The organism is Rhizobium sp. JAB6, assembly GCF_003024605.1.
GTDB lineage: Bacteria > Pseudomonadota > Alphaproteobacteria > Rhizobiales > Rhizobiaceae > Rhizobium.
This window is the reverse complement of sequence record NZ_PYJQ01000009.1, coordinates 548,194-572,676: the sequence shown is the minus strand read 5'-3', so window position 1 is coordinate 572,676 and position 24,483 is coordinate 548,194. Positions and strand designations below refer to the sequence as shown.

At 59.2% G+C, this 24,483-nt stretch carries 25 protein-coding genes; 8 read left to right on the top strand and 17 right to left on the bottom strand.

Features of this window, described 5'->3' with window-relative positions; translation table 11 throughout:
• Positions 1–11: 11 nt before the first annotated feature.
• Both C7U61_RS12740 and C7U61_RS12735 read right to left on the bottom strand, forming a co-directional pair.
• Positions 12–2,378 carry an EAL domain-containing protein gene (locus tag C7U61_RS12740; protein WP_106998426.1) on the bottom strand — a complete coding sequence of 789 codons (2,367 nt, stop codon included), beginning with the start codon at positions 2,376–2,378 and terminating at the stop codon, positions 12–14.
• Between the two features lie 241 nt (positions 2,379–2,619).
• On the bottom strand, positions 2,620–3,237 hold the full coding sequence (locus tag C7U61_RS12735; protein ID WP_106998425.1) for a 50S ribosomal protein L25/general stress protein Ctc: 618 nt from the start codon (positions 3,235–3,237) through the stop codon (positions 2,620–2,622).
• Between the two features lie 298 nt (positions 3,238–3,535).
• On the opposite strand from C7U61_RS12735, the gene C7U61_RS12730 reads away from it, so the two are divergent.
• From C7U61_RS12730 to C7U61_RS12720, 3 genes are all read left to right on the top strand, one after another.
• Entirely contained in the window at positions 3,536–4,978 is a 1,443-nt protein-coding gene (locus tag C7U61_RS12730) for a hypothetical protein (RefSeq protein ID WP_106998424.1), read from the top strand.
• A gap of 106 nt (positions 4,979–5,084) precedes the next feature.
• Positions 5,085–6,545 (top strand): hypothetical protein, encoded by a 1,461-nt coding sequence (locus tag C7U61_RS12725; protein ID WP_106998423.1) that lies wholly within the window; start codon positions 5,085–5,087, stop codon positions 6,543–6,545.
• Positions 6,546–6,570: 25 nt separating this feature from the next.
• Complete coding sequence (locus tag C7U61_RS12720; protein WP_106998422.1) at positions 6,571–7,806, top strand: MFS transporter; 1,236 nt, start codon at positions 6,571–6,573, stop codon at positions 7,804–7,806.
• 14 nt (positions 7,807–7,820) lie between these two features.
• On the opposite strand, the gene C7U61_RS12715 is transcribed toward C7U61_RS12720, so the two are convergent.
• The 6 genes from C7U61_RS12715 to lgt form a co-directional block, all read right to left on the bottom strand.
• Positions 7,821–8,753, bottom strand: a complete 933-nt coding sequence (locus C7U61_RS12715) for a ribose-phosphate pyrophosphokinase (protein WP_106998421.1) — start codon at positions 8,751–8,753, stop codon at positions 7,821–7,823.
• A 105-nt stretch (positions 8,754–8,858) separates the two neighbouring features.
• Positions 8,859–9,740 carry a hypothetical protein gene (locus tag C7U61_RS12710; RefSeq protein ID WP_106998420.1) on the bottom strand — a complete coding sequence of 294 codons (882 nt, stop codon included), beginning with the start codon at positions 9,738–9,740 and terminating at the stop codon, positions 8,859–8,861.
• Between the two features lie 55 nt (positions 9,741–9,795).
• The gene (locus tag C7U61_RS12705) at positions 9,796–10,947 is read right to left on the bottom strand and encodes a Xaa-Pro peptidase family protein (protein ID WP_106998419.1); all 1,152 of its coding nucleotides are present in this window, start codon (positions 10,945–10,947) and stop codon (positions 9,796–9,798) included.
• A gap of 1 nt (position 10,948) precedes the next feature.
• Positions 10,949–11,731 (bottom strand): peptidoglycan editing factor PgeF, encoded by a 783-nt coding sequence (pgeF, locus tag C7U61_RS12700; RefSeq protein WP_106998418.1) that lies wholly within the window; start codon positions 11,729–11,731, stop codon positions 10,949–10,951.
• A 135-nt stretch (positions 11,732–11,866) separates the two neighbouring features.
• A complete protein-coding gene (locus C7U61_RS12695) occupies positions 11,867–12,964 on the bottom strand; it encodes a class I SAM-dependent methyltransferase (protein WP_106998417.1) in 1,098 nt (365 codons plus the stop codon).
• 73 nt (positions 12,965–13,037) lie between these two features.
• Complete coding sequence (gene lgt, locus C7U61_RS12690; protein ID WP_162703259.1) at positions 13,038–13,925, bottom strand: prolipoprotein diacylglyceryl transferase; 888 nt, start codon at positions 13,923–13,925, stop codon at positions 13,038–13,040.
• Positions 13,926–14,187: 262 nt separating this feature from the next.
• Here lgt and C7U61_RS12685 point away from each other — a divergent pair, with 262 nt between their 5' ends.
• The 4 genes from C7U61_RS12685 (at position 14,188) to C7U61_RS12670 (ending at position 16,535) form a co-directional block, all read left to right on the top strand.
• Complete coding sequence (locus C7U61_RS12685; protein ID WP_106999083.1) at positions 14,188–14,448, top strand: accessory factor UbiK family protein; 261 nt, start codon at positions 14,188–14,190, stop codon at positions 14,446–14,448.
• A 388-nt stretch (positions 14,449–14,836) separates the two neighbouring features.
• The gene (locus C7U61_RS12680) at positions 14,837–15,337 is read left to right on the top strand and encodes a YbjN domain-containing protein (RefSeq protein WP_041677603.1); all 501 of its coding nucleotides are present in this window, start codon (positions 14,837–14,839) and stop codon (positions 15,335–15,337) included.
• Position 15,338: 1 nt separating this feature from the next.
• Entirely contained in the window at positions 15,339–16,178 is an 840-nt protein-coding gene (gene proC, locus C7U61_RS12675) for a pyrroline-5-carboxylate reductase (protein WP_106998416.1), read from the top strand.
• A gap of 15 nt (positions 16,179–16,193) precedes the next feature.
• A complete protein-coding gene (locus C7U61_RS12670; protein WP_106998415.1) occupies positions 16,194–16,535 on the top strand; it encodes a tRNA-binding protein in 342 nt (113 codons plus the stop codon).
• A gap of 35 nt (positions 16,536–16,570) precedes the next feature.
• Here the strand turns inward: C7U61_RS12670 and C7U61_RS12665 are convergent, their stop codons facing one another.
• The 6 genes from C7U61_RS12665 to C7U61_RS12640 form a co-directional block, all read right to left on the bottom strand.
• On the bottom strand, positions 16,571–17,152 hold the full coding sequence (locus C7U61_RS12665; RefSeq protein WP_106998414.1) for a DUF1349 domain-containing protein: 582 nt from the start codon (positions 17,150–17,152) through the stop codon (positions 16,571–16,573).
• Positions 17,153–17,164: 12 nt separating this feature from the next.
• A complete protein-coding gene (locus tag C7U61_RS12660) occupies positions 17,165–18,547 on the bottom strand; it encodes an ATP-binding protein (protein ID WP_106998413.1) in 1,383 nt (460 codons plus the stop codon).
• Positions 18,548–18,569: 22 nt separating this feature from the next.
• Entirely contained in the window at positions 18,570–19,271 is a 702-nt protein-coding gene (locus C7U61_RS12655) for a response regulator (protein WP_106998412.1), read from the bottom strand.
• A 77-nt stretch (positions 19,272–19,348) separates the two neighbouring features.
• Positions 19,349–19,819, bottom strand: coding sequence for a MarR family transcriptional regulator (locus C7U61_RS12650; protein ID WP_181315843.1), 471 nt, complete (start codon positions 19,817–19,819; stop codon positions 19,349–19,351).
• 459 nt (positions 19,820–20,278) lie between these two features.
• Complete coding sequence (locus C7U61_RS12645) at positions 20,279–20,542, bottom strand: hypothetical protein (RefSeq protein WP_106998410.1); 264 nt, start codon at positions 20,540–20,542, stop codon at positions 20,279–20,281.
• 243 nt (positions 20,543–20,785) lie between these two features.
• Complete coding sequence (locus C7U61_RS12640) at positions 20,786–21,424, bottom strand: DUF1236 domain-containing protein (protein WP_106998409.1); 639 nt, start codon at positions 21,422–21,424, stop codon at positions 20,786–20,788.
• A 249-nt stretch (positions 21,425–21,673) separates the two neighbouring features.
• Between C7U61_RS12640 and C7U61_RS12635 the strand changes: the two genes are divergently transcribed.
• Entirely contained in the window at positions 21,674–22,318 is a 645-nt protein-coding gene (locus C7U61_RS12635) for an MBL fold metallo-hydrolase (RefSeq protein WP_106998408.1), read from the top strand.
• Positions 22,319–22,325: 7 nt separating this feature from the next.
• Here C7U61_RS12635 and C7U61_RS12630 read toward each other — a convergent pair whose 3' ends face one another.
• The 3 genes from C7U61_RS12630 to C7U61_RS12620 form a co-directional block, all read right to left on the bottom strand.
• Complete coding sequence (locus C7U61_RS12630; RefSeq protein WP_106998407.1) at positions 22,326–22,874, bottom strand: nucleoside kinase; 549 nt, start codon at positions 22,872–22,874, stop codon at positions 22,326–22,328.
• Positions 22,875–23,186: 312 nt separating this feature from the next.
• Positions 23,187–23,624 carry a BA14K family protein gene (locus C7U61_RS12625; RefSeq protein ID WP_106998406.1) on the bottom strand — a complete coding sequence of 146 codons (438 nt, stop codon included), beginning with the start codon at positions 23,622–23,624 and terminating at the stop codon, positions 23,187–23,189.
• A 147-nt stretch (positions 23,625–23,771) separates the two neighbouring features.
• The gene (locus tag C7U61_RS12620) at positions 23,772–23,987 is read right to left on the bottom strand and encodes a cold-shock protein (RefSeq protein WP_106998405.1); all 216 of its coding nucleotides are present in this window, start codon (positions 23,985–23,987) and stop codon (positions 23,772–23,774) included.
• Between the last annotated feature and the right edge of the window lie 496 nt (positions 23,988–24,483).

Genomic DNA, 24,483 nt, shown 5'->3' with positions numbered 1-24,483 from the left:
GCCCTCCATCGCTATGACGCCTGCGCTACGAGGAAGGAACGGTCTTCCTGCAGGTTCGTCAGAGTCTTCATGAGGTTGTCGGGGTGCATCGGACGGTAGAAAAGATAGCCTTGGCCATAGTCGATGCCCATCGTGCGCAAGGTTGCACATTCCTCTTCCGTTTCCACGCCTTCGGCGATCACCGTACAGTTCATCTTGTGCGACAGCGTGGTAATGCTCTCGACCAGCATGCGGCTCTTGGCGCTGACATCGGAGACGGTATCGTTGATTGCGCGGATGAAGGATTGATCGATCTTGATGATATCGACCGGGAAGCGGTTGATATAGCTCAGGGATGAATAGCCTGTGCCGAAATCGTCCAGCGCGATGCGGCAGCCATAGCGGCAGATCTCGTTGATGACCATGCGCGTCTCGGGATTGTCGTCCATGAGTACCGCTTCGGTGATTTCGACGACGATGCGCCGGGGGGCAATTTCGTAGTGCGACAGCAGAGCCGCAATGCGCAGCGGCAACTCGGGTTCGAATTGCAGAGGTGAGAAATTGATGGCGAGATAGGTGTCCTGCATGCCCTCCAGGCGCGAGAGGCGGGCAAAATTGGCGACGGCCTTCTCCATGATGCGATTGCCGATACGAATGATCGAGCCGGTCTCTTCGGCGAGATCGATGATACGGGCAGGGGGAAGAATGCCTTTCTGCGGATGGTTGAGGCGCATCAGCGCCTCGAAGCCAGCAATCGAGCGGTCGTCTATATTGACGATGGGCTGCAGATAGGCTTCGAACCAATCTTCATTGAGGCCGGCTTCGATGTGGCTTTCGAGTTCGGCGCGGCGACGCGAGTCGTCCAGCATCCCATTGTCGAAGATCTGGGCGCCGTTCTTGCCATCCCGCTTCTTGGCATACATGGCGATATCGGATTTCAGCAGCAATTCGGCTGCATTGGCGGCATGGCGCGGATAGATGGCGATGCCGATACTGGCACTCAAGCGTGCATCGCCTTCGAAAGGTGCTTCGAAGATTTCCGCAATCCGGGCGGCCATCTCGATTGCTCTTGCTTCCGCATTCTCGGCCAGCAGCAGCATGGCAAATTCGTCGCCGCCGAGGCGGGCGGCAATATCGCCGGGCGTCAGGCATTTCTGCAGGCGCGATACCAATTCGCGCAGCGCAGCGTCGCCGGCAGCATGGCCCATATTGTCGTTGATCCATTTGAAGCGGTCGAGATCAACGAAGAGGCAGGCGAGCTCGCGCTTGCGCAGATCGGCCTCGTTGATCTTGGCATCCAGGGCGCTCTCGAAGCCCTGACGGTTGAGAAGACCGGTCAAATGATCGGTAATCGCCTGCCGCAGGTTGCGGTCTTCGGATTGCTTGAGCTCTGTGACGTCGGTCATGACGGAGAGGGAGAGCCCGTCCTGGATCGCAGTTGTCTCGAGGATCAGCACGTCCATGACCCTCCCATCCCGGCAGAGGAATTTCACGGTCACGTCAATGCGGGCGGCGCTCTGGGTGTTGCCGCGTTTGCGCTGGATATATTGCATGCGCGAATCCGGCGATACCAGGCTCGCAAACTCGCGTCCGATCACTTCGGCGCGATCATAGCCGGTAGTGGCAAGCCAATAGTCGCTGACGGCTGCGATGCAATCGTTCTTGTCGAGCGAAAAGAGCATGGCAGGCGTCAGATTATAGGTGTCGGTTGCCCGGCGATGGGCAAGCTTCAGTTCGTTTTCCTCTCGCTGCAGCTTGCTCTGCATGTCGTTGAAACTGCTGGCAAGCCGACCCATTTCATCATTCGACTGCCAGTCCACATGATGGCGCGAACCGAGCCTTCGCGTCGCCTCTATGGCATGCGTCAGCCGCATCAGCGGCTGGATGACAAAGATGCGATTGCCGATCAGTGCCGCGCCGAAGACCGTCAGGACGGCGAAGATGAAGATGGAGATGAAGACGATCTCCTCGCTCTTCAGGCCGTCGAAAAGGCCGAGCTGAGGATAATAGACCGTGATGGTTCCGAGCCGCTTCGCACCATCGATGCCGTTGTAGATGATCGGGCGCTCGATGGACTCCAGATTGCCCTTGTATGATTTCGGAATGGTCGATTGCGTGACGTCGAGCTGGCCGGAAAGATCGCGGACGTTAACACGAACGATCGCGCCTTCCGCAACGGTCGTCGCACTGATCTGGGTTACGCTGTCTTCGTCCAGATCCCATAGCGGTTTTGCGAGGGCCTGAGCATTGGCGACGAGGAGAACGGTTATATGGTCCTTGATTTCCTTTTCCGCGCGTTCGGACGACAAAAAAAGGAAAAGGACGAAGAGTGGCGCCACGAAAATCAGCAGCGCACCGGAAACGATCGCGAAAAACCTGTTTTCGACCGAATGGCTCATAATTCCGTTAGCTCCCCAGCCGTAGACCAGCGGATCTTTGGGGGCCGCTTTCTACAACTCTTTCGCGCAGGTTTTCATGAATCAGTTAAATGTTGCTGAAACGGTGGGGTTAACGGAAATCAATAGTAGTATAGATTCCAAGTCGTCTTACTTTTACTTCCTCTAATATTTGCTTTCGGACATAAAAAACCCGCCGTCCCAGAAGGAGGCGGGTCTCAATGCGCGAGCTTGAAGATGCCGATCAGGCGCCGGCTTCTTCGCCGCTTTCGGTTTCGTCTTCAGCAAGGCCGGCAGCCGGGGCAACGATCGTTGCGATCGTGAAGTCGCGGTCGGTGATGACCGGGGTCACGTTCTTCGGCAGCTTGACGGCGGAGAAGTGGATGCTGTCGCCGCTCTTCAGGCCGCTGAGGTCAACGGTGAAGAATTCCGGGATGGCATCGGCCGGGCAATGAACTTCGACTTCGTGACGAACGATGTTCAGCACGCCGCCAGCCTTGAGCCCCGGGGACTTCTCGTGATTTTCGAAGTGAACCGGGATTTCGACGGTCACCGCGGTGTTGCCGGAGACGCGCAGGAAATCGACGTGAAGCGTGAAGTCACGGACCGGATCGAGCTGGTAGTCCTTCGGCAGAACCTTGATCTTCTTGCCGTCGACGTCGATCGTTGCGATCGTCGTGAGGAAGCCGCCGGCGTGAATGCGCTTCGTCACCTCATTGGTGTTGAGAGCGATGGAAATGGGGGCCTGCTTGTCACCGTAGATGACAGCGGGGATCAGACCATTGCGGCGAAGTTCACGGGCGGACCCCTTACCAACCCGTTCGCGCGCCTCGGCCTTGAGCTCGTAGCTTTCGTGGCTCATAGCTATTCCTTTCGAGGTTATTTGGAGAGTTCATCCGGTCGACCATATGTCGCTTCGGCTAAACTGGAGGAGGGCGTGCCCTGCCTCATCTGCGTTGCCTCCAAGGGTGTCTACGCGGACGCGTGGCGTATAATACAAAGCAGCCGAAGGTGCAAGCACCTCGGATTGGAGGCCTTGTGATGACATTGCAACTGCCGCCGACAAGCCTTAGGCGCCACTTCTATCGGCAGCTTGACATATACCCTTGACCCCATCAACAGTCGAATTTGATCGACGGGATCAGAAGGAGAGGTCGGGCATGCGTTCCAGAGCAATCGCCGCCGCGGTTTTTTCCGTAGGTCTTGCCAGCGCGGCGCAGGCGGCCGACGTCAATGAGCAAGGCGCCAAGGAACTCCGCAACATCCTTACTCATTCGCTTTCGCAAGATCTTGTCCGCAGCGATTTCGTGACGGTCAAGCCGGCTGGCGATCAATATGAGATCACCTACGATCTTGCGAAGTTCTTCGACAAGATAAATTCGAGCGCATTTTCGGTGACGGGTTTCAAGCCGCTCTCCCTCTTCGCGCAGCCTGTCGAACAGGGAAGGTGGCATCTGACGGGCGACAACAGCTTCGATGTCGCGCTGCATTCGCCGACTTCGGATATTGCCTATTCGATCGCTTCGAGCTCTTTCGACGGTATTTTCGACCCCAGCATCGAAATGATGCGTTCGATGGGTATCAAGAGCAGCGGCGCGAAGTTCTCGAGCGCTGGCAGCGGTCCGAAAAGTGGGCGCAAGATCGATGCCACCATCGACAGCGCCTCATTCGCGCATACGGTCACCGACAGTAGTGAAGCGGGTAAGGTCGACCTGCAATTGCAAGGTACGCTGCAGCGTTTGCGCGAGCAGGTCACGGTGCGGCCGGATGGGGCGCCCATCACTTTCAGCGCCGATAGCGTCGACACCAAGCTCACCGTCACCAGCTTGCCGGTGAAGGATCTGCGCGCGCTCTTCCGTTTCTTCGTTCAACACGTCAAGGCCAAGCAGCTCTCGCAAAGCGGCAGCGAGAAGTTCGAGCAGCTGGTACATCAGGCCCTGCCGGTTTTCGGTTCGCTCGGCAAGACCGTGATCGTGAACGATGCGCTGGTGGCGACGGAGAAGGGCAAAGTCGGCATCAAGCGCATCGACTACAGTTTCAAGATGGACGGACTGACCAAGGCGTCGAACGTCAATCTGGGCCTTAGGGCCGAGCAGTTTACGCCTGACGCGGGTCTCGTGCCGGCTGCCTTCCTGCCCTTCCTGCCGGCGATGGTGGATGTTCAGCTCGGCGTTCCCAATATCAATTTCGCCGGCCTCATCGATGCCGGGCTCGATTCAATTGTCGCAAGAGAGACGCCGGTCTCCGGCGAGGCTCTGAAACGGACGATGTTTCCAAGCGGTTATGGAACGCTGGAATTTCCGAAGATCAGTGCAAAATCCGACGTCTACGACCTCGAGGTTTCCGGTGAGCTGAAAGGCTCGATTAAACCGCATTCCGGCTTTTCGCTGCAGGCGACGATCCTGGCGCGTGACTTCGACAAGACGGTCGCTGCCATGCAAGAAGCTGCCAAGACCCAGCCTCGCTTGAACAGTGTCTCCTTCAGCCTGATAGCGGCGAAGGGTTTTGCGAAGACCGACCCGGACGGCCGCCTGCGCTGGGACGTCACCATGGATGAAGACCGGACTGTGACGGTCAATGGACAAGTGATGAAGAAGCCTTGAAGTTTGAGGGTAAGCCCATGTATCAGGGCGAAGATAAGTTCCATGCAAGGCCGGTCGGCCTTTTCCAGATTTCCACATTTCTTTTTATCGTATTTGGGGGTGAATTATGCGTTTCAAAGCGGTTGCCATGGCGGCTGTTCTCGCTGCCGGCGTGGCCGGCATTGTGCAGGCGGCCGATGTCAGCGAGCAGGGGGCCAAGGATCTTTACGGCAATCTGACCTATTTCCTGCCCGACGATATCGCGAAGAGCGGGGCGATCGCGGTCAAGCCGGTCAGCGCGCACTACGAAGTCACCTATGATTTGCAGAAGCTGCTCGATAAGCTGAATTTGAGCGGTTTCGACATCAGCGGCCTCAAGCCGCTGATGATGCTGGCGACACCGCTTGATAGCGGCCTCTGGAACATCGAAGGCAACAATGCTTTCGATATCACCGCGAAGTCGAAGCCTGGCAACGGCCCCGACACTGAAGTCCGTTATGCCCTGGCGTCGTCGACCTTCCAGGGTGTGTTCGATCCGGCGCTTCATTATCTGCGTTCCATGGATATGAAGGGCAACGGCATCACCGTCGCGACAAAGACCATCGACGAAGATAAGAGCGTCCAGAAGAACGACGCCACAGCCGACAGCATCGCCTATAATGTGTCGTCCGCGGACAGCGGCGAGCCGGGCAGGCTCGATCTCAAGATGAACGGCAGCCTGCAATCGCTCTACGACAAGATCTCGGCCGACGATGCGACGCTCGGGGAAGTCAAGATCGCGGCGATCGACTTCAGCATGGGGGCGACGAAGCTACCCCTGAAGGCACTGAATTCCCTGCTGCAATTCGTCTCCGAACACAAGGATGAGAAGACGCTTTCCGATGCCGATAGCAAGGCGATCAAGGCCTTGCTGATGGATGCCATGCCGATCGTCGGCTCCTTTGAAGAATCCGTCGCCATCAAGGATATCGCTGTCACGACGCCATTCGGCAATGGCGGCCTGCAGAAGATGGGCTATTTCTTCAAGGTAGCCGGGCCAGCCAATGCCATGAATGCCGATTTCGGGCTGAATGCCGAAAAGCTTGCCCTGGAAACGGGCCTGATTCCCGAAGACTATATCGCCTTCATTCCGGATACGGCCGATATACAGGTGCAGGTGCCGAACCTGAATTTCTCCGCTCTGGTGGATGTGTTCCAGCAAGCCGATTTGAAGAAGCCGGACAGCGACACAGCCATGGACGAGAAGCTGCAGAAGGCCATGTTCCCCGATGGGACGATGACGGTCAACTTCCCGAAGATCAGCGCCGTGTCGGGTCTCTATGATGTCGAGGCGTCCGGCAGCTTGCGCGGCTGGCTGAACGAGAAGGACCGCGTCGCCATGAAGATGACGGTTCTTGCCCGCGATCTCGACAAGACCATCGCTGCCATTCAGGAGGCAGCAAAGACCAAGGAGGATCTGTCTCAGCTCTCCTTCGGCCTGATGATGGCCAAGGGCTTTGCCAAGACGGATGCAGATGGGCGCTCGCGCTGGGATATCGATCTTTCCGACGATGGCCACGTGTCGGTCAACGGTCAGGTCATGAAGTAAATTACTCTGAAATCAGAATGCGATCATGTTTGTCCTGAAGCCGCTGAGCCAGCGCTCGATCTCTCTTTTATGGACCGGCCAGGTGCTGGCGGCTACAGGCTCCGAATTCTACATGGTCGCAGTCGTCTGGATCGCGGCTGATTTCATCGGCAGTGATGCGGGATATGTTTCCGCATTGCAGTCCGGCGCACTGCTGCTCGGCAGCCTGTTCGGCGGCATCGTTACGGATCGCTGGCGGCATAGCACGACGATGATTGCGGCCGATCTGCTGCGTGCGGCTTTATTGCTGATACTATCGCTGGCTGGAATACTGCATTTGATGAGCCTGCCGCTGCTGGTCGTGCTTGCCGGAAGCATCGCATTGCTGACGGCGACGTTCGACCCCTCGCTGCAGGCGACCCTGCCGACGATTGCGGTCGATGCCGAAGTCCGGCATGCGACCAATGGCTTGTTCGATGCCACCCGCCGCATGGCGCGCATTCTCGGCCCGAGCCTGATCGCGCTGGTGAACGGGTTCCTGCCGAAAACTCAGTTTTTCACCGTCACTGCAGCTACCTTCATATTCTCGGCGCTTGCCGTTTGGCTGGCGGTGGCGAAACTCCCGATGGCTTCCCGGCGTCGGGATTTTTCCGGAATGGCGGCTGTGGTGGACGGTGTTCTTGGCGGATGGCGCGCGGCGCGGGGCCATGCGGCTATCCTCTATGGCCTCTTCACCAACCTGATGGGAAACGTCGCCTGGGCGATGGGGATCCTGCTCGGCATGATCCTGCACCTGCGCGAAACCAGCGCCGACCCGCTGACCGACTACAGCCTGATGATGACGGCTTACGGTGTCGGCAATCTGACGACCAATCTGATCCTGGGCAGCGTCAAGCCGCGCCGGCCCGTGGTCTGGATCATCGCGGCGAAGCTCATCTTCGGGGCGGGAGTTTTCCTGTTGCCGCTGATGCATGATCGTATGTGGCTGATGATCGTTGCCTGCTTCGCGGCCATCAACGGCCCGTTCGAGAACCTTGCCATGCTGCATCTGATGCAGACGCGCAGCGAACCGCATCGTCTTGCGCAGGTCTATCGTCTATTGATGTGTGCGATCTTCACCGGCCTGCTTCTGGCTTATCTGATGTCGCCAACGCTGTTTGCGCGGTTCGGCATCGGGCCTTCGATCATGGGATCGGGGGCGGCGGTCTTCATCTCGGGGCTGCTGGGCATTGGCCTGCTCGTATGGAGGCAGGCCCATCCCGTACCCGCGAAGGCGAGCTGAGGCGACTGCGAGCCTCAGTCGAAGAGGCTCGAAACCGATTCTTCCTGGCTGGTGCGGTTGATCGCTTCGCCGATGAGGCCAGCCGTCGTGATGACGCGAATATTCGGGGCCGATAGCACGGCCGTCGTCGGCTGGATGGAATCGGTAATCACCAGTTCCTTTAGCTGCGAATTTGCGACGCGGGTTACGGCGCCGCCGGAAAGAACGCCGTGGGTGATATAGGCAGTGACGCTTGCCGCGCCTCGTGCGAGCAGAGCATCGGCCGCGTTGCAGAGGGTACCGCCGGAATCGACGATATCGTCGATCAGGAGGCAATCCTTGCCGGCGACGTCACCGATGACGTTCATGACTTCGGACTCACCCGGGCGGTCGCGGCGTTTGTCCACGATCGCCAGTAGACAGTCGAGGCGCTTGGCAAGCGCGCGGGCGCGCACGACGCCGCCGACGTCCGGAGAGACGACCATGACATTGCCGATATCGTAGTTCGCCTTGATATCGCGTGTTAGGATCGGCAGTGCGTAGAGATTGTCCGTGGGGATATCGAAGAAGCCTTGGATCTGGCCTGCATGCAAGTCGAGCGTGAGAACGCGGTCCGCACCTGCCTCGGTGATCAGATTGGCGACGAGCTTTGCCGAAATCGGCGTGCGCCCCGAGGCGCGGCGATCCTGGCGGGCATAGCCGAAGTAGGGGAGGACCGCGGTTATACGCCGCGCCGATGAGCGGCGCATCGCATCGATCATGATCAGCAGTTCCATAAGATGATCGTTGGTCGGAAACGACGTCGGCTGTACCAGGAACACATCCTCGCCGCGTACGTTTTCCTGGATCTCTACGAAAATCTCCTGGTCGGCGAACCGGCGGACGCTGGCTCTTCCCAAGGGAACGTTGAGATAATTGCAGATCGCTTCGGCAAGATGCCGGTTCGAATTGCCTGCGAAAACCTTCATTGTGGCCCGCCTATTACCAACCTGATAGCCGCGCTTTTAACCGCCTTGCTCTCGAATGCAAGAGGGAGAGGCACGTTAGCTTTCATATTTCTGAAAAGCTTTTGGCTATCCACCGCTGGATTCGCGCCAGGAATTGAATTCCGACATGGTTTTGGTGGCGATTTTCTGCATGACCGTCGGAGGAACGGCCGACCAGGGGTCGCCACGTTTCAGAGGCGCGCTTTCCGAGCCCTGGATGCGGTGGACGCGGTTGCCGTTGCTATCAAGCACGTCCCAGACGTAGGTCACGGAAATCTGCGGGCCGTCTTCGAAGGCCGAAAGGTAGCCCTTGAGAATATAGGCGGCACTGGAATCACTTGAGCTCTTGATGGTCAGGCCGAGCGAGCGGGCGTCGGCACCCAGCTGGCGCGATAGTGGCGTGACGGCTTCCACGGGAGCGCCGATGATCGGCAGAAAGCGGATGCTGCTACCACCGGCCGCAGCCGTCGGCGGCAGCGATGCCTGCTGTTGCTCCGGCTGCTGTTGTTCCGGCTGGGGATCGTCGGCGGTCTGCCGTTGCTGTTGCGGCTGAGGATCGTCCGACAGGCGCCGGTCGGCCTCGCGCTGCTCGTCGGCCTCCGAAAATTGATTGTCCGCCGGAGCGATGGAGGCGGTCCGCGAGCCGTCGAGCGGGCGGGAGGCGTATGGATTGGTGCCGCTCGACCTCAGCGCCGACGCCTGCTCGTCGAGCGTACCGCTCCCGCCGGAGATTTGCGGCTGGTAGGCCTGCTGGGAGGTCTGCTGCCGATACCCGTAACTGTCCTGCGTGTCCTGATAGACCTGGCGGCGCTGCGGCACCGACGCCATGCGCTCGACATCGCGTTGGGTCACCGGGCTGGAGCTGACGTCACCGATGGTTTCGGGGGGCGTCAGCGCGTCCGTGGTGTTGCAGGCGGAGAGCGCCAGGCAAATGCCGGCGACAGTCAACGTTATCCTGACCAGTCCCATTGACGCGATCCTTTCTCCGGACGGTCTGACCGTCCAGGATCGCTATCTTACGCCCCTAACGGTTAAGAAATTCGAGAGGGTGGCGGGAAAGAGCCTTCGGTGCCTGCGAGGTTGTGAGATAGGTCTGCCCGAGGGTCATGGCAGTGCCGCTGTCGGAATCCATGACGATCATGTGCACGAAGAGCGACATGTTCTCCTGAATTTCCAGCGGATTGCCCATGTGGAACATCTCGTGCTCCATCCATGATGGCGAGAAGCGGGCGCCGAGAGAGTAGCCGCAGGCGTTCAGCCGGTGACGGGCAAGGCCGCGCTCGTCCATGATCTTGGCGTGCATGTCGAAGACGTGACCGAAGGTGTGGCCCGGCATCAGGATTGTCTCGATCGCCTGCAGGGTTTCCAGACAGGCGCTGTAAAGCTCGCGTTGGCGATGGCTAGGGGTGCCGATCACGACGGTGCGCATCATGGCTGCGTGATAATGCGCATCGACACCGGCCCATTCGAGCGTCAGCTGGTCGTCCGCATCGAGCTTGCGGCGGCCGGACTTGTAGCGGCAGAGCAGGGCTTCCGTGCCCGAGCCTATGATGAACGCGTTGGCCGGATAATCGCCGCCGCCGGCAAAGACGGCTCCCTGCATGGCTTCGAGAATGTCTGACTCATCCACACCGGCCTTGACCAGAGACAGGGCTGCATCCAGGGCATCGTCGGCCAGTGCCGCGGCGCGTTCGACATGGGCGATTTCCGCCGGGCTCTTCGTCAGCCGCAGCCGGCTGATGAGATAGGAGGCATCGACGATCTGGCCGAAGCTCGCCAATTGCTGGTCGAGCAGCCGGGCGATGCGTCCTGTCATGCCATGGGTGTCATATTCGATCCCGATGCGGGCGCCGAGAAGATCGAGATCGGACAATAGTTGCTTGAGATCGAGTGTCGGATCGGCGTTGACGCGATCGACCCATATGCGGATGTCGGTAATGACGGAGGTCAGCTGCGCCTGGCGCAGATCGGCCGAGCGCGTCATCAGTGTCAACGATCCATCCGCTTTGACGACCAGCGTCTGGAAAAAGCAAAAGCCGAACGTATCGTAGCCGGTGAGCCAATACATGCTCTCCTGCGCGAAGAGCAGCATGGCATCGAGTTTTTCTTCCTGCATTCTCGCCAGCAGCCGTGCCAGGCGAGCATCGAATTCGCTGCGTTCGAAATGCAGGGCCATACTAGCTTGCCTCCTCGATAGCGATGGCGGAAATCTGACGCCCGTAGTCCGGTTCCTTCGCATGCGTCGTGCGCCGATAGGAGAAGAAACGCTCTGCGTCCGGATAGGTGCAGAGGTTCAGGCTTTCGGCGGTGACACCGGCCTTGCGCAGGCGATCGACCGTGAGGGACGGCAGATCGAACATGGCGTGGCCCTCGCGCTCCGACGGAGCGAAATATTTGGCATAACCGGGATCGTGAGCAAGAAAACGCTCGACGAATTCGGGGCCGACCTCATAGCTCGCCTGACTGATCGATGGGCCGAGGCAGGCAATAATGGCCTCGCGTCTTGCGCCGAGCGCCACCATTGCATCGATGGTATTTTCAAGCACGCCAGTCAGCGCGCCCTTCCAGCCGGCATGCGCGGCGCCGATGATCCGGTTTTCGGGATCGGCAAACAGGATAGGTCCGCAATCGGCGGCGAGGACGCCGATTGCGATGCCGGGCGTTGCCGTTACCATCGCATCGGCCTGCGGCCGGCCGCCGTCGTAACGTGCGTCGATGGTCATGACATCGGGCGAATGGATCTGATGCACGGTGGCGAGTTGCTCGACGGGCAAGCCGAACCAGCCGGCAACGCGGCGCCGGTTTTCCTGCACGTGCTCGCGATCATCATGCGAACCGAGCCCGACGTTCAGTCCGCGATAGAGGCCCTCGGACACGCCGCCGGCGCGGGTGAAATAGCCGTGGCGAATGCCCGCAGCCTCGGCGGCGCTCAGCAATGTGCTTGCAAGTGGTGTCGGCAACGAGAAGTCCCTTGATACTCTTGATTGGCCGGTCGTGCTTGACATAACGCAGCCGCGGCGAAGCAGTTCGATCGTTGGGGGATGTTGGCCCAGCCCGCCGCGCGCTGTCAATCCGCAGGATTGATGGTCAAACCGTCAGCTGACGGGACGAAAGGGCAGAAGGTCGATCGCAGGGCTGGAGACTGCCAGCACCTTGAAAAGCTCGCCCATCTTGCCTTCGCCGGCGCCGGCAAGCCGCTCCACGGCGACGCGGATATTCTCCTGCGTTGCCGCGTCCTGGTCGCGGCCGAGGGTGGCGGCGCGCTCCAGCAGGCCGAGACCGACAAGAAAATCGCCCTGATGACAGCAGCCGTTTATATGCAGGCCGGAAGCGAGCGCCGTCTGTGCCAGATGCTGGAAATCGACATGGCTGGTCAGATCGGCTTCGCCGGGGTGTTCCAGCGGCGGATCGTATTCGTGCATGCGCACGGCCTGCAACGTATCGCCGAAACTTGTCGCCATATGGCCGTAGTCGATGGCAAGCGCCGTGCCGCCATGGGCGGCAAGCCTGTCGCAGATTGTCGTCATGACGGCCTGCCGGGCGGGGGCGATCTCGAAGATCGTGCCGATCGGCGGAAAGCCACCCTCGGGAAGAAGCGAGGGGTCGAGCGTCGCAACACCTGTCGTGAAGGTCAGCTCGTCGCTGACGTCGAGGCCGACCATGCGCTCGCGGAAACCATTGGCGGTGCGCACGAACTGGCGGATCGGAATGGCATCGAAAAGCTCGTTGGCGGCGAGCAGGGTGAAACCGTCAGGCACGTCGCCGAAATCCGTGTGCCACGAGATTTTGGCGCCATGCGCTTCCAGGGTCTGCCGCTGAAAGCCCTGCAAACGTTCGCTGGTCTCGACGAGATGCACCGTCATGACATCATGGAGCGGCGGCGCCAGCTTCCCGATAACGCGCAGCATGTCCGACATCATCGTGCCGCGGCCAGGGCCGATTTCGACGAGGCGCACCTCGGCCGGCGTTCCATGCCGCTGCCAGGCATGCACCATGAAGACGCCGATCATTTCGCCGAACAGCTGGCTGATCTCGGGCGCTGTGACGAAGTCGCCGGATTGGCCGAAGGGTTCACGCGTCTTGTAATAACCATGCACCGGATCGGCGAGGCACAGCGAAAAATAATCCGTGATGCTCAACGGTCCACTGGTGCGGATGATGGCTTTGATTTTTTCCCCGAGCGCCGTCGTCATTCTTTGCTTTCGCTAGTGCGTGATCCTGAAAGGCTGGGAGCGTTCCAGGGACCACGCGATATTGAACCCCACCCTAAGCGATCTGCCTTGCCGCTGCCTGCCGTGCGCGGATGACGGCCCATAGGCCGATGGCGACCATCGGAAGCGACAGCACCATGCCCATCGTCAGCCAGTTCGTGCCGAGCAGATAGCCGAGCTGCTCGTCAGGCTGACGGAAGAATTCGACAAAAATGCGCGAGAAGGCATAGCCGATGACAAAAATACCGCTGACTGTCCCCGGCTTTTTCAATGCCAGCTCCCAGCGGGTCAGCATGAAGAGCAGAAAGAAGAGAAGAATGCCTTCGATGCCGGCTTCGTAGAGCTGGCTCGGGTGGCGCGGATCGGGACCGGCGGGGCAGATGCCGTTGTGGGCGGCGGTCACATGCGGACTGCAGAAGACCATCGCCCACGGAACGTCGCTGGCCCGGCCCCAAAGCTCCCCGTTGATGAAATTGGCGATGCGGCCGAAGAATAGGCCGATCGGCGCGACGGCGGCAACGATATCGAACAGGCTCCAGGTCGGGATTTGGTTGCGCCTTGCGAACAGGATCATGGCGATAGTGGTGCCAATTAATCCGCCGTGGAAGGACATGCCGCCGTTCCAGACCTCAATGGCGCGGATCGGATTGGCTAGCACCGGATCGAGATCGTAGAAGAGGATATAGCCGATACGGCCGCCGAGAACGATGCCGAAAGCGACCCAGAGAATAAAGTCATCCAGATGCTGGCGCGTCATCGGTGCGGTATCGTTCAGCCAGAGCTTGCCGTTGTCCACCAGCCGCCTCGCATAGAACCAGCCGAGCAGGATGCCGGCGACATAGGCAAGCCCGTACCAATGGACTGAGATCGGGCCGAGGGAGACGGCGATGGGGTTGATGTCCGGGAACGGCAGGATGGCGGCGAGATTGGCGGATGTCAGCAAGATCGTCAGGCCCGTTTCAGCATGTTCCCGAAAGCACCGTGCCATTTTGGAACGGGGATCATGCTATATAGCGAAATGTGCGCGGAACATGGCGTTCGCTATCGAAACGGTCAAGTCGATTGTTGATCCGCCCGAGATATCAGGCCTGCTTGTCCAGTCCTATCTCAATTTGCTTGCATCAGACCGTTGGAAATCCTACCTCAGCACTATCTGGCCCATATCGACTGACCGTAGAGGGGCCGACGGCCGCAAGGAGATAGCCATGAGCACTGGACCGAACCGAATCTTGGATGAATTCGCCAAGCTGATGACCGATGCCGCCGGTGCTGCCCAAGGCGTGCGCCGCGAAATCGAGACCGCCTTCAACGCCCAGGCCGAGCGCTGGCTGAACAGCATGGATATCGTCAAGCGCGAGGAATTCGAAGCCGTTCGCGAAATGGCGATCAAGGCGCGCGACGAAAACGAGGCGTTGCTTGCAAGAATCGAAGCGCTCGAAGCCAAGCTTGCTTCCGCGGGTAAATAGCCCGGTCTTCCGTTTGCAGATCGGCGCGGCACCCGTATGCCGTGCCTTTTTCCTCCGAAAATTTCCGTCTGTTTTTCCACCTGTGGACATACGCAAAAAAGCCAATCGCCAGAGTCGGTTATGACTCCCTTCTGAATAGGCGTCCGAAGAGCTTTCCACAGTGCCGTTTCCAAAATCACCGTTCAGGGGCTGGCATGCCGGGCATGCCGCTATACACTGATTTTAAATGATGATTCGAAACGGACTTGGTAAGCCCCGGGCATGGTGGAAGCGTTAGTCTGGCAGCCGTTCAACATCATCCCGAGGATGTTTCCGGAGTAAAATTGTTTGCGTTCTTTCAGTGTCGAGCCACGGGAAACTGCAACCGATCCGGTCAAGAAGGTGCTGCATGAGCCTTATGGAAATGGAAGCCGAACGACAATCGAATCCGGTCGACATGATCGAATTCGTCGCTGCCAACAATGACTGGTCGTTCGAACGGTCCGGCGAGGATGAACTCGCCATGACCGTCGAGGGTCGATGGACCGACTATCACGTCTCCTTCTCCTGGATGGAGGAGTTCGAGGCGCTGCACATAGCCTGCGCCTTCGATGTCAAGGTTCCGGATCCGCGCGTGAACGAGGTGATCAAGCTCTTGTCCTGCATCAACGGGCAGGTGCTGATGGGGCATTTCGATTTGTGGCGCCAGGAAGACATCGTCATCTTCCGCCAATCGCTTCTCTTGTCGGGCGGGGCAGAGCCCACGAACCGTCAGGTGGAAGTGCTGCTTTCCAACGCGCTTGACACCTGCGAAGCTTACTATCAGGCTTTCCAATTCGTTGTATGGTCGGGGCTCGATGCAAACCGCGCCATGGAAGCCGTACTTTTTGAAACGGTGGGCGAAGCGTGACATGACAGGCGAACAATCCGCCAATGCATTTGCATCGTCCGGTCCGATCGTCCTGATCGGCGCCGGTAACATGGGTGGAGCATTGCTGACGGGGTGGCTGAAAAACGGCGTGCCGGGATCATCCGTCATCGTCGTCGATCCGAACCCGGCCGACGCGATGCGCAAAATGATCGCGGACGCCGGCGCAAGTCATGTCACCGAAGTTCCGAAAGGCGTGACGGCGGGCGTTCTCTTCATCGCCGTCAAACCGCAAATCATGGATGCGGTTCTGCCGCCCTTCAAATCCGTGATCGGCGAGGGGACCGTCATCGTCTCCATCGCTGCCGGCAAGACGCTCTCGCTGCTTGAAAAGCATTTCGGCGATGCTGCGATGGTGCGCGCCATGCCGAATACGCCTGCCATGATCGGACGTGGGATCACGGGTGCCTTTGCCAATGCTGGGGTCAACGACCGTCAGCGGCACCTGGTGCAAAGTCTGCTGAAGGTATCGGGTCCGGTGGAATGGGTGCCTGGCGAAGCCGATATCGACTCGGTAACCGCCGTGTCCGGCAGCGGCCCGGCCTATGTTTTCTATCTCGTGGAATGCATGGCGGAGGCGGGCCGAAAGCTCGGCCTGCAGGCGGACCTCGCCATGCGGCTCGCACGGGAAACCGTCGCGGGGGCTGGTGAATTGCTGCACCAGTCTCCCGACGACGCTTCGCGCCTGCGCCAGAATGTGACTTCTCCCGGCGGCACGACCGCTGCGGCGCTGAGCGTCCTGATGGCGGAGGATGGCATGCAGCCTCTGTTCGACGCGGCCCTTGAGGCGGCGCGCAAACGGGCGCAGGAACTGGCCGGCTGAATTTAAAGGCGGGACATGACGGAAGAGATCACTTACGGCGATTTCGAGCGGGTGGACATCCGCGTCGGTACCATCATCGAGGCGGAGGCTTTTCCGGAAGCGCGCAAGCCCGCTTACAAGCTCAGGATCGATTTCGGGCCGGAGATCGGCATCAAGCGCTCCTCCGCGCAGATCACCGTGCATTACACGCCGGAAACCCTTATCGGCCGGCAGGTGCTGGCCGTCGTCAATTTTCCGCCGCGTCAGATCGGTCCGGTGCGCTCCGAGGTACTGACCCTCGGCTTCGAAGATGAAGGCGGCGCGATCGTTCTTGCCGCGGTGACCCAGCCGGTGCCGAACGGCAAGAAGATGATGTGAGCCTTGTCCCTTTCGCAATCGGAGAGGGGAAGGCGTCAGTGAATATCCCGTGATACCGGGTCGGTCAGGCTGAAATCGAGGAACTCCGCTTCGAAGCCTTCGCGTTGTGGCGAGCAGAAGGCTGGGCCGACCAACACTTCCTCCAGCGTCGGATCGAACCAGGCGAGTCTTGCCATATGCCACTCGCTCATCCGGTCGGTGCGGTACTGGATGAAGAGGGCGTCGCCGTTGCGGGTGACCCGCGCCGATATGGCATCGAATTCGTGATCGAGGCGGAAGGCGGACCAATCCGAATTGCCATTGGTGGCGACGACGCTGAAATGCCTGGCGCCGTCGGTATATTCGATCCCGCATTTCATCCAGTGCCTTGCATCGTGGCGGACCATCAGGCCAGCCTGATCATAAAGCTCGCGATAATGCCCGACGAAGGTGGCTTCGGCGGTGAAATCGCCGCGGCGGGGCATTCCAAGAAAGTGGCCGTCGTCGCGGTGGAAGCCGTAATAGGTTTCCTGCCAGAAATCGGTCTTGCCGCCGGATTGGACGAACAGGCGGCCTTGGTTCACTTCCCACATCGGCGGCGTGTTCAACCAGTGCATGCCATCGATATCGATCGGCATATGCTCTCTCCCTCAGGCAGGAATGCGGATGGTGGCGCGCAAGCCCCCGAGCGGGCTGTCGCCGAGCGTGACATTGCCGCCATGGCTGCGGGCGATGTCGCGCGCAATGGCAAGGCCGAGGCCGGTGCCCGACTTATCGAGATTGCGGGCCGAATCCAGCCGGAAGAACGGTTTGAAGACGTCGTCTCGCGCTGCGACCGGGATGCCGGGGCCATCATCATCGAAGATGATCGTCAGCCATTTGGCGCTGTGCCTTGCTTCGATGCGAAGGCTGTTGGCGTAGCGGCGGGCGTTGGTGGCAAGGTTCGTTACCAGGCGGGTAAACGCATTCGGCCGGACGGAGATCTGATCGTCGCCTTCGATGGAGAAGCTCATGGATTTGCCGTGGAGGGCGAAGTCCTGCTGGATCTTCTCAAGGATATCGGTGAGCTTGAACTGCCCGACATCTTCTTCCGCCTCGCCGCGTGCGAAGGCCATGTAGCCCTCGAGCATGCTTTGCATGTCCTCCACATCTTCACTGAGGCCGGCAAGATCCGGATTGTCGCCGACGAGGGCGAGCTGCAGCTTGAAGCGGGTAAGAACGGTGCGCAGATCGTGGCTCACGCCGGAGAGCATGGCGGTACGCTGCTCGATCTGCCGTTCGATGCGTTCGCGCATCAGGATGAAGGCAAGGCCCGCCCGGCGTATTTCGTCGGCGCCGCGGGGAGAGTAGTTTTCCAGCCGCTGTCCCTTGCCGAAGCTTTCGGCCGCCTGAGCCAGCGCCAGGATCGGGCGGATCTGGCCTCGCAGAAACAGGACGGCGATGCCGATCAGCACCAGCGAGGTGCCGACCATCCAGAGGATGAAGATATGGGTATTCGACGCATAGGTCTGGCTGCGCTTGGCGAAGACGCGCAGCACCTTGTCGGGCAATTTGATGCGGATCTCGACTAGGCTGGAATTGCCGACCGTATCGATCCAGAAGGGCAGGTTGATTTGATCGCGGATCTCGTCGCTCAGAATACCATCCAGGATCGAGAAGAACGGCTTTTCGGCGGGCGGCGGCAGTTCGCCACCCGGTTCGATCGAAATGGCGAGATCGAGCTTCTGCCGCGCCATCTGCGTGATGGCGGAATAGTCGTCATCCTGCGGGTAGGTCTGGATGATGCTGATGATGGCGGCGATATCGCGCGTGGTCGCCATGGACAGGCGCTGCGTCACCATCTGCCAGTGGCGCTCCATGAAGACGACGGTGACGACCGCCTGCAGGATGATCATCGGCAGGATGAAGATCAGCAGCGAGCGGGCATAAAGACCGGTCGGCAGAATATAGCGACGCATCCAGCGCGAAAGCCACCGCAATCCGTTGGACGGCGTGTGATCCTGGTCGCGTCTGATGGAATCGAATGTCACCATAATCTGGTCCCGCGGGCCGATCTCAATCTATGCTCAGACGATAGCCGATACCACGCACCGTCTGCAGCCAGATAGGGTTGGCGGGGTCATCTTCAATCTTGCGGCGCAGCCGATTGATCTGCACGTCGATCGTCCGCTCGCCCACTTCGGCGTCGTTGCCGATCAGTTCATGGCGCGGGATCGTCTCGCCGGCGCGCTTGGCAAAGAGCAGCATGATTTCCTGCTCGCGATCGGTGAGGCGAATGAGCTCCGCGGCCTTCTTGAGCTCCTTGCGCGTCAGCGAAAACGTATAAGGTCCGAACATCACGAGTTCGATCTTCGGGGAATCGGCGGGTGCATTGCGGCGCAGGATATTGTTGACGCGCAGCACCAGTTCGCGCGGATCGAAGGGCTTCGGCAGATAATCGTCCGCGCCGGCTTCGAGGCCCGCTATGCGGGAATCGGCCTCTGCCAGGGCCGTCAGCATGATGATCGGAATGTTCTTGATGGCCCGCAGGCTCGAGGTCAGCGCAATGCCGGATTCGCCGGGCATCATCACATCCATGATGATGAGATCGAAATCGAGCCCTTCCAGCTTGCGGCGCGCTTCGGCGCCATCGGCGGCGGCCGTGACGCGGAAGCCCTTTTCCATCAGGTAACGGTTGAGAAGGGCGCGGATACGTGTGTCGTCATCCACCACCAGAAGATGTGCTGCGTCGTCCGAAATTGCTGCTTTTGTCGTCATTCGATCAATCTCGATCCTGTCCCTACCCGTCGGTTTCGTTGACGCATTCCATTCCGGCCCCGCAGATTGGAGTGCGGTCATTTCGCGGTCTGCATTCCCCTTAGGAAACGCTTCACGCTTTCGCGCGTCGCTTCCGACGCGCCTTCGAATGCCCTTTCAATGCGGCGCGATTGCGGCTCGGCCAAAGCCAGCGCCAAGTCTCTGCCGGCTTGTGTCGGATACAGCTTGCGCTGCCGCCGGTCCTCCGGACCTGCGACCTGGCGAATATACCCCGAATCGATCAATTGTTTGAGAACCCGCGCCAAACTCTGTTTTGTGATCTGCAATGTTTCCAGAAGGTCCGCAACGGTCATGCCGGGTTCGCGGTTGACGAAATGGACGACGCGATGATGAGCTCGGCCGAAGCCGCTCTTGAGCAGAATTTGGTCCGGATCGGAAACGAAATCGCGGTAGGCGAAGAAAAGCAGTTCGATGATCTCGAAATCGATGCTTCCCGCGTTTTGCAGCGGCGTGGCCAGCAGCTCCGTCTTTGCCGCATTCTGGCTCATCTGTCGTGGCACCGTGGCATTTCCTTTCCTATCATGGAGCATTCGGGAAACTTACGCAAAATTACGTCAGGCCTGTTGACGCATTTTTACGTTGCCGTCCGGCTTCGCACAATGCCATGCTGATCGAATGGCGCTCCTTCATTAGGAAATTAAGCGCTGTCCCAGAAAAACTCCAACATATCCTGTATTTTCGCCCGCAGCCACCGGGGCAGAGACATAGCGCTCGGATGGTTGGGGGAGGTAGATCGTCCCCGGGGCAAAATAGAAGCCTGGAGGGCGCTCGGATGGAAGCGCACGCATATCCGGTCATTGCAGGCGGCAAACATCGCGGCGGCAGCATGTTTTCCGCGTCACCTTGCTAGAGGCCCGCACCACCGAGGTGCGCCTGTCGCCAGGCAAACTGCGCATGGATTCGCACAAGCCGGGTTGTTGCCAAGCCCGCTTGTGCGATCCGGTTATTTACGACTTGTGGCCGAGAACGGCACCCACGATCGCGGAGAGTACGCCGCCGGCGATCAACGAGGATATGCCCTGCGCGATGAGGCCCGTAAGAGCCTCACTGCCGATCAGGTTCAGGATCAGACCGCCCCCAAGGCCGCCGACCGCTCCGGCGATCGTTCTCGCGATGAGATTGATCCCGTCCTGCTTCAAAGCGGCGCTTGCGGCGTTGCCGCCGATCGCACCGGCAATCAATTGCGTAATGATAGGCCCTAGACTTTCCATGACTGCCCTCTCCCATAATTCCGGAGACGCTTCCGGATGCCCTCTCGCTCAACCCAGATCGATGCCAGGGCGGCGATAATCCCTACTGATATTAGGATTACATGATGTACGGATTGCTGGAAATAGAAGGACAACTCAAACGGGAGAAATCTGCAATAATTTCCAGGGAAATCTACAGTTGGGGCGTGCGGCTATCCAGCCGCATGCCAATTTCCTCATCTTTATGATGTGTCGGCGCGCGAATCAGCGGTAGACGTAGACGATCCTGCGTGTGCCAGGATCGACCAGCACGGGCTGATGGTTCACTTCTACATAGCTGTATTGATAATCTGGAATGCGGTGCACCTCCACGCTTTGTGGAACCGCGGCGCCCACGACCAGATCACCATTCAACCGGACCGTATTGACCGGGTTGTCATCGATATAGGTCCGAACTTCCTCGGGCGGGGTGACGGCGACCACATCGGTGCCATTCTCGTCGACGGGGCCCAGCAACTGATCGTTCGGACTTGGCTGAACACGCCGGACGCTGCCGGTCTGGACTGCATCTGTCTGTTCATAGGTGATGGTGGGAACGCCGAGATCATCCCGATGGTCCTGCACGACGACCGAGGCGCCATTCTGTTCCACGCTCAGATATTGCGCATAGACCCAGCCTCGCATGCCGTTGACATCGACCCGGCACCAGCGGCTGCCCTCGACACAGCCATCCAGGGTGGCTTCGGATCCTCGCGTGGCAACGCCGACGGTCGGAAATTCCGCGCCAGGCCCGGAACGAACTTCGATATCCGTGGCGGTGGTTGCGGCCATCTCGGCTTGGGCTAAGCCCGCACTGCCGAGAAAAACGAAGCCGGCCAGCAGGAGATTTCTTTTCAAGGACATTGGTTTTCTCCTTCTGTCTTGAAAGACTTCTCTTCAACGCTTCGAATGCTTCGGTGTTCCGGTTGGCTGGGCGAGAGCAATCCGGCCATCGGGCGAAGATCAGAACAACCATATGAAATGACTTGCCATTCGCGAATTTTCCCGAGGACGGCCTTCGCTACCCGCGCCACTTTGCAGCCGGTAGGGGCTGTTTTACCGGGAGTTTGCCGCTATACCGGCGATAAGACGATCAAACAGACGAGGCGCTCCATGGGCATGCTCCAGGCCGGCATCATTCCGGTGACCCCTTTCGAACAGAATTGCACCATCCTGTTCGATCCGGAGACGAAGGAGGGCGTGGTGGTCGATCCGGGCGGCGATGTCGATATCATCCTGCAGACGGTGCGCGAGAACGGCATCGCCTTGAAGGCCGTCTGGCTGACGCATGGTCATATCGATCATGCCGGCGGTGCCGACGAGGTGCGCGAAGCGCTCGGCATCGAGGTGATCGGCCCGCACGAGGACGATCGCTTCCTGCTCGAAGATATCGAAGCCAAGGGCAAGATGTTCAATATCAGCGGCGTGCGCAACGTCACGCCGGACCGCTTCCTGAAGGAGGGCGACAAGGTCTCCTTCGGCGAGCATGAGTTCGAGGTTTTCCACTGCCCCGGCCATGCGCCGGGTCACGTCATCTATTTCAACCGGAAGCAGGGTTTCGCCCATCTCGGCGACGTGCTGTTCAACGGTTCGATCGGCAGAACCGATCTGCCCGGCGGCAATCACCGGCAGCTTTTGGAATCGATCCGCGACAAGGTTTTCCCGCTGGGCGATGAGGTCGGCTTCATCTGCGGTCACGGGCCGGGAAGCAAGATCGGCGACGAGCGCCGCACCAATCCGTTCCTGCGCGGGCTATAGTAGAAGGTTACCAGCGGGCCTTTTGCCCCGCATTCTCGCGGCACCTGGAAAGAATATCGTCGACAACGCTGGCGAGCGGCGCGGTGGCGTCAATGCTCACCGCGTTTTTCGGAACATCCTCCTGCGTCGCATGCAGCCGCACGATGATTTCTCGCTCGGCAGGCTTGCCGCCAAACTCATCCTCCGGCCTGCTGGCAAGGCGGCGGTTCAGCGTCTCCAGATCGACATTGAGAACGAAGACCTTATCGAACAGACCGATGAAGCGATCGAAATTCCTGGAGCCGCCGCAGAAGAAGGAGATCGGGTGGCTTCGATCGGCGACGAGGGATTTGACCTTGCCGACATCCCAAAGATGATGTCCGTGCCCGAAGGCCGCATCCGCAATGCGCTCGTGAGGGACAGAGGAATCCAGCGGTTCACCCGTTTCCGGATCGCCCTGATACGCCAACTCCCGATCGCCGTGGATGACATGATGGCCGCGCCGCTGCAGCTCGGCAGCGACAGAGGTCTTGCCGGTTCCTGAAACACCTTCGATCAGATAGTTCCTGATGCCCATGCTAAATCTCTGGGAAACTTCCTCGCACCGCTAAAATGATGGCAACGTCCATAGAATGCCAGCCACGGCAGGACATTATAACAGAGTGTCTGGTCGGCAGCTCGGGATGCGATAGTACCGGCGTTCTTATCGGAATGTTGTTTCTGGGAGAAGGCGTGGAGCTTTCAACGGCCGAGAGGCGGCACTATCGGCACATTGTCGCAAATCCAGGCGGAAGACGAAAGCTTCGACGGAACCTATTCCGCATCAATCAGGCGCCGCTCGAAAGCGGCGTCCCGGTTCCTGTATTCTCATTCGGGTTATTTGTCGAAATCAATCGGCCGTGCAGAAATGACGCATGCCGTCATAGCCGACATAGGTGCCGGAACGGCTGTCGAAGCTTCTGTAGCGGTCGTAGCAATAACGCATCCATGCCGGCGACCAGGGACGCAGGCCATATGACGGCGCCGGCGCATAATAGCTGACGTCGCGTTCGACATAGACACGGCGCGGCGCGGGGCGATAATAATAGGCCGGGGGAGGCGCGTCATAGTCCGGATCGACATAGGCCGGTCCCGGCTCGGCATAGCGCGGCTGGCTGGCAATGGCGGAGCCGACGATCAGGCCGGTTGCAAGCCCCGCAGCGCCGAGCGCCCAACCATCACGGTTGTGATGGCGCCAGTATTCACCGGCGGAAGCAGTGCCCATGGAAGTGACGGTCAATGCCGCGGCGACGGCGGAGATGACGAGCGTTTTGCCAAGTATAGTCATTGGCCTATCCTCTAACGGAGGCGGGATAAAATCAGTCCCGCCCTTTCATGGGAGGCAAATTATACGTGGCAAACTGAATGCAGACTGAATGACAAAACCCGGCATTGCTGCCGGGCCTCAACTCGAATTTGATAGCCGTAAGGTGTCTCAGCTAGCAATCTGCAGATTGACAGCCTTCGGTCCCTTGCCGCGGCGATCCGGTTCCGTGTCGAAGCTTACCTTCTGGTTTTCCGACAATCCTGCCAGACCAGAAGCCTGAACTGCAGAAATGTGTACAAAGATGTCTGCGCCACCCTTGTCCGGTTTGATGAAACCGAAGCCCTTATCGGTATTGAAAAACTTTACAGTGCCAGTCTCGGCCATGCCTCAGGTCCTTTTCTCTCTGCCCACCATCCACACGGGCAGCATTACTTCAGTTGCCCTTGCGGGCGTTTGCAGGCAGTTCTCGAAATTTGAAGGAAAAGGTCCCCGTAACCCGGCATGGACGTGATGCGATGTTTGCCACCCCGCTTCTCGACCAAGCTGACCGGAATATTAGCGTTTCCGGCGCGCAATTCTATTAGGACTTCCCATGCTCTAAAAATGCCCGAACACTATGAAGAGTGCTGTGTTTAAGGAAAATTGGCAAGCAAAAGTTTTTTAACGTGGCACCAACCGGCACAATACAGTAACGCGAATATGTTAAGGCGATTCGCAAATTTTCCCACTTTGAAATAAGTTTCCAAGGGTTTTGCATCGCGGGCGATATAGTTTCGGTGAAATTTTCCCAAATCGCTGGCGCGAACGGTCATTTTCGATCGTTCAAAAAATTTTGCCAAGCCATAGCGTGATGCGGTTAAAAGCGCGCATTTCCGGTGTT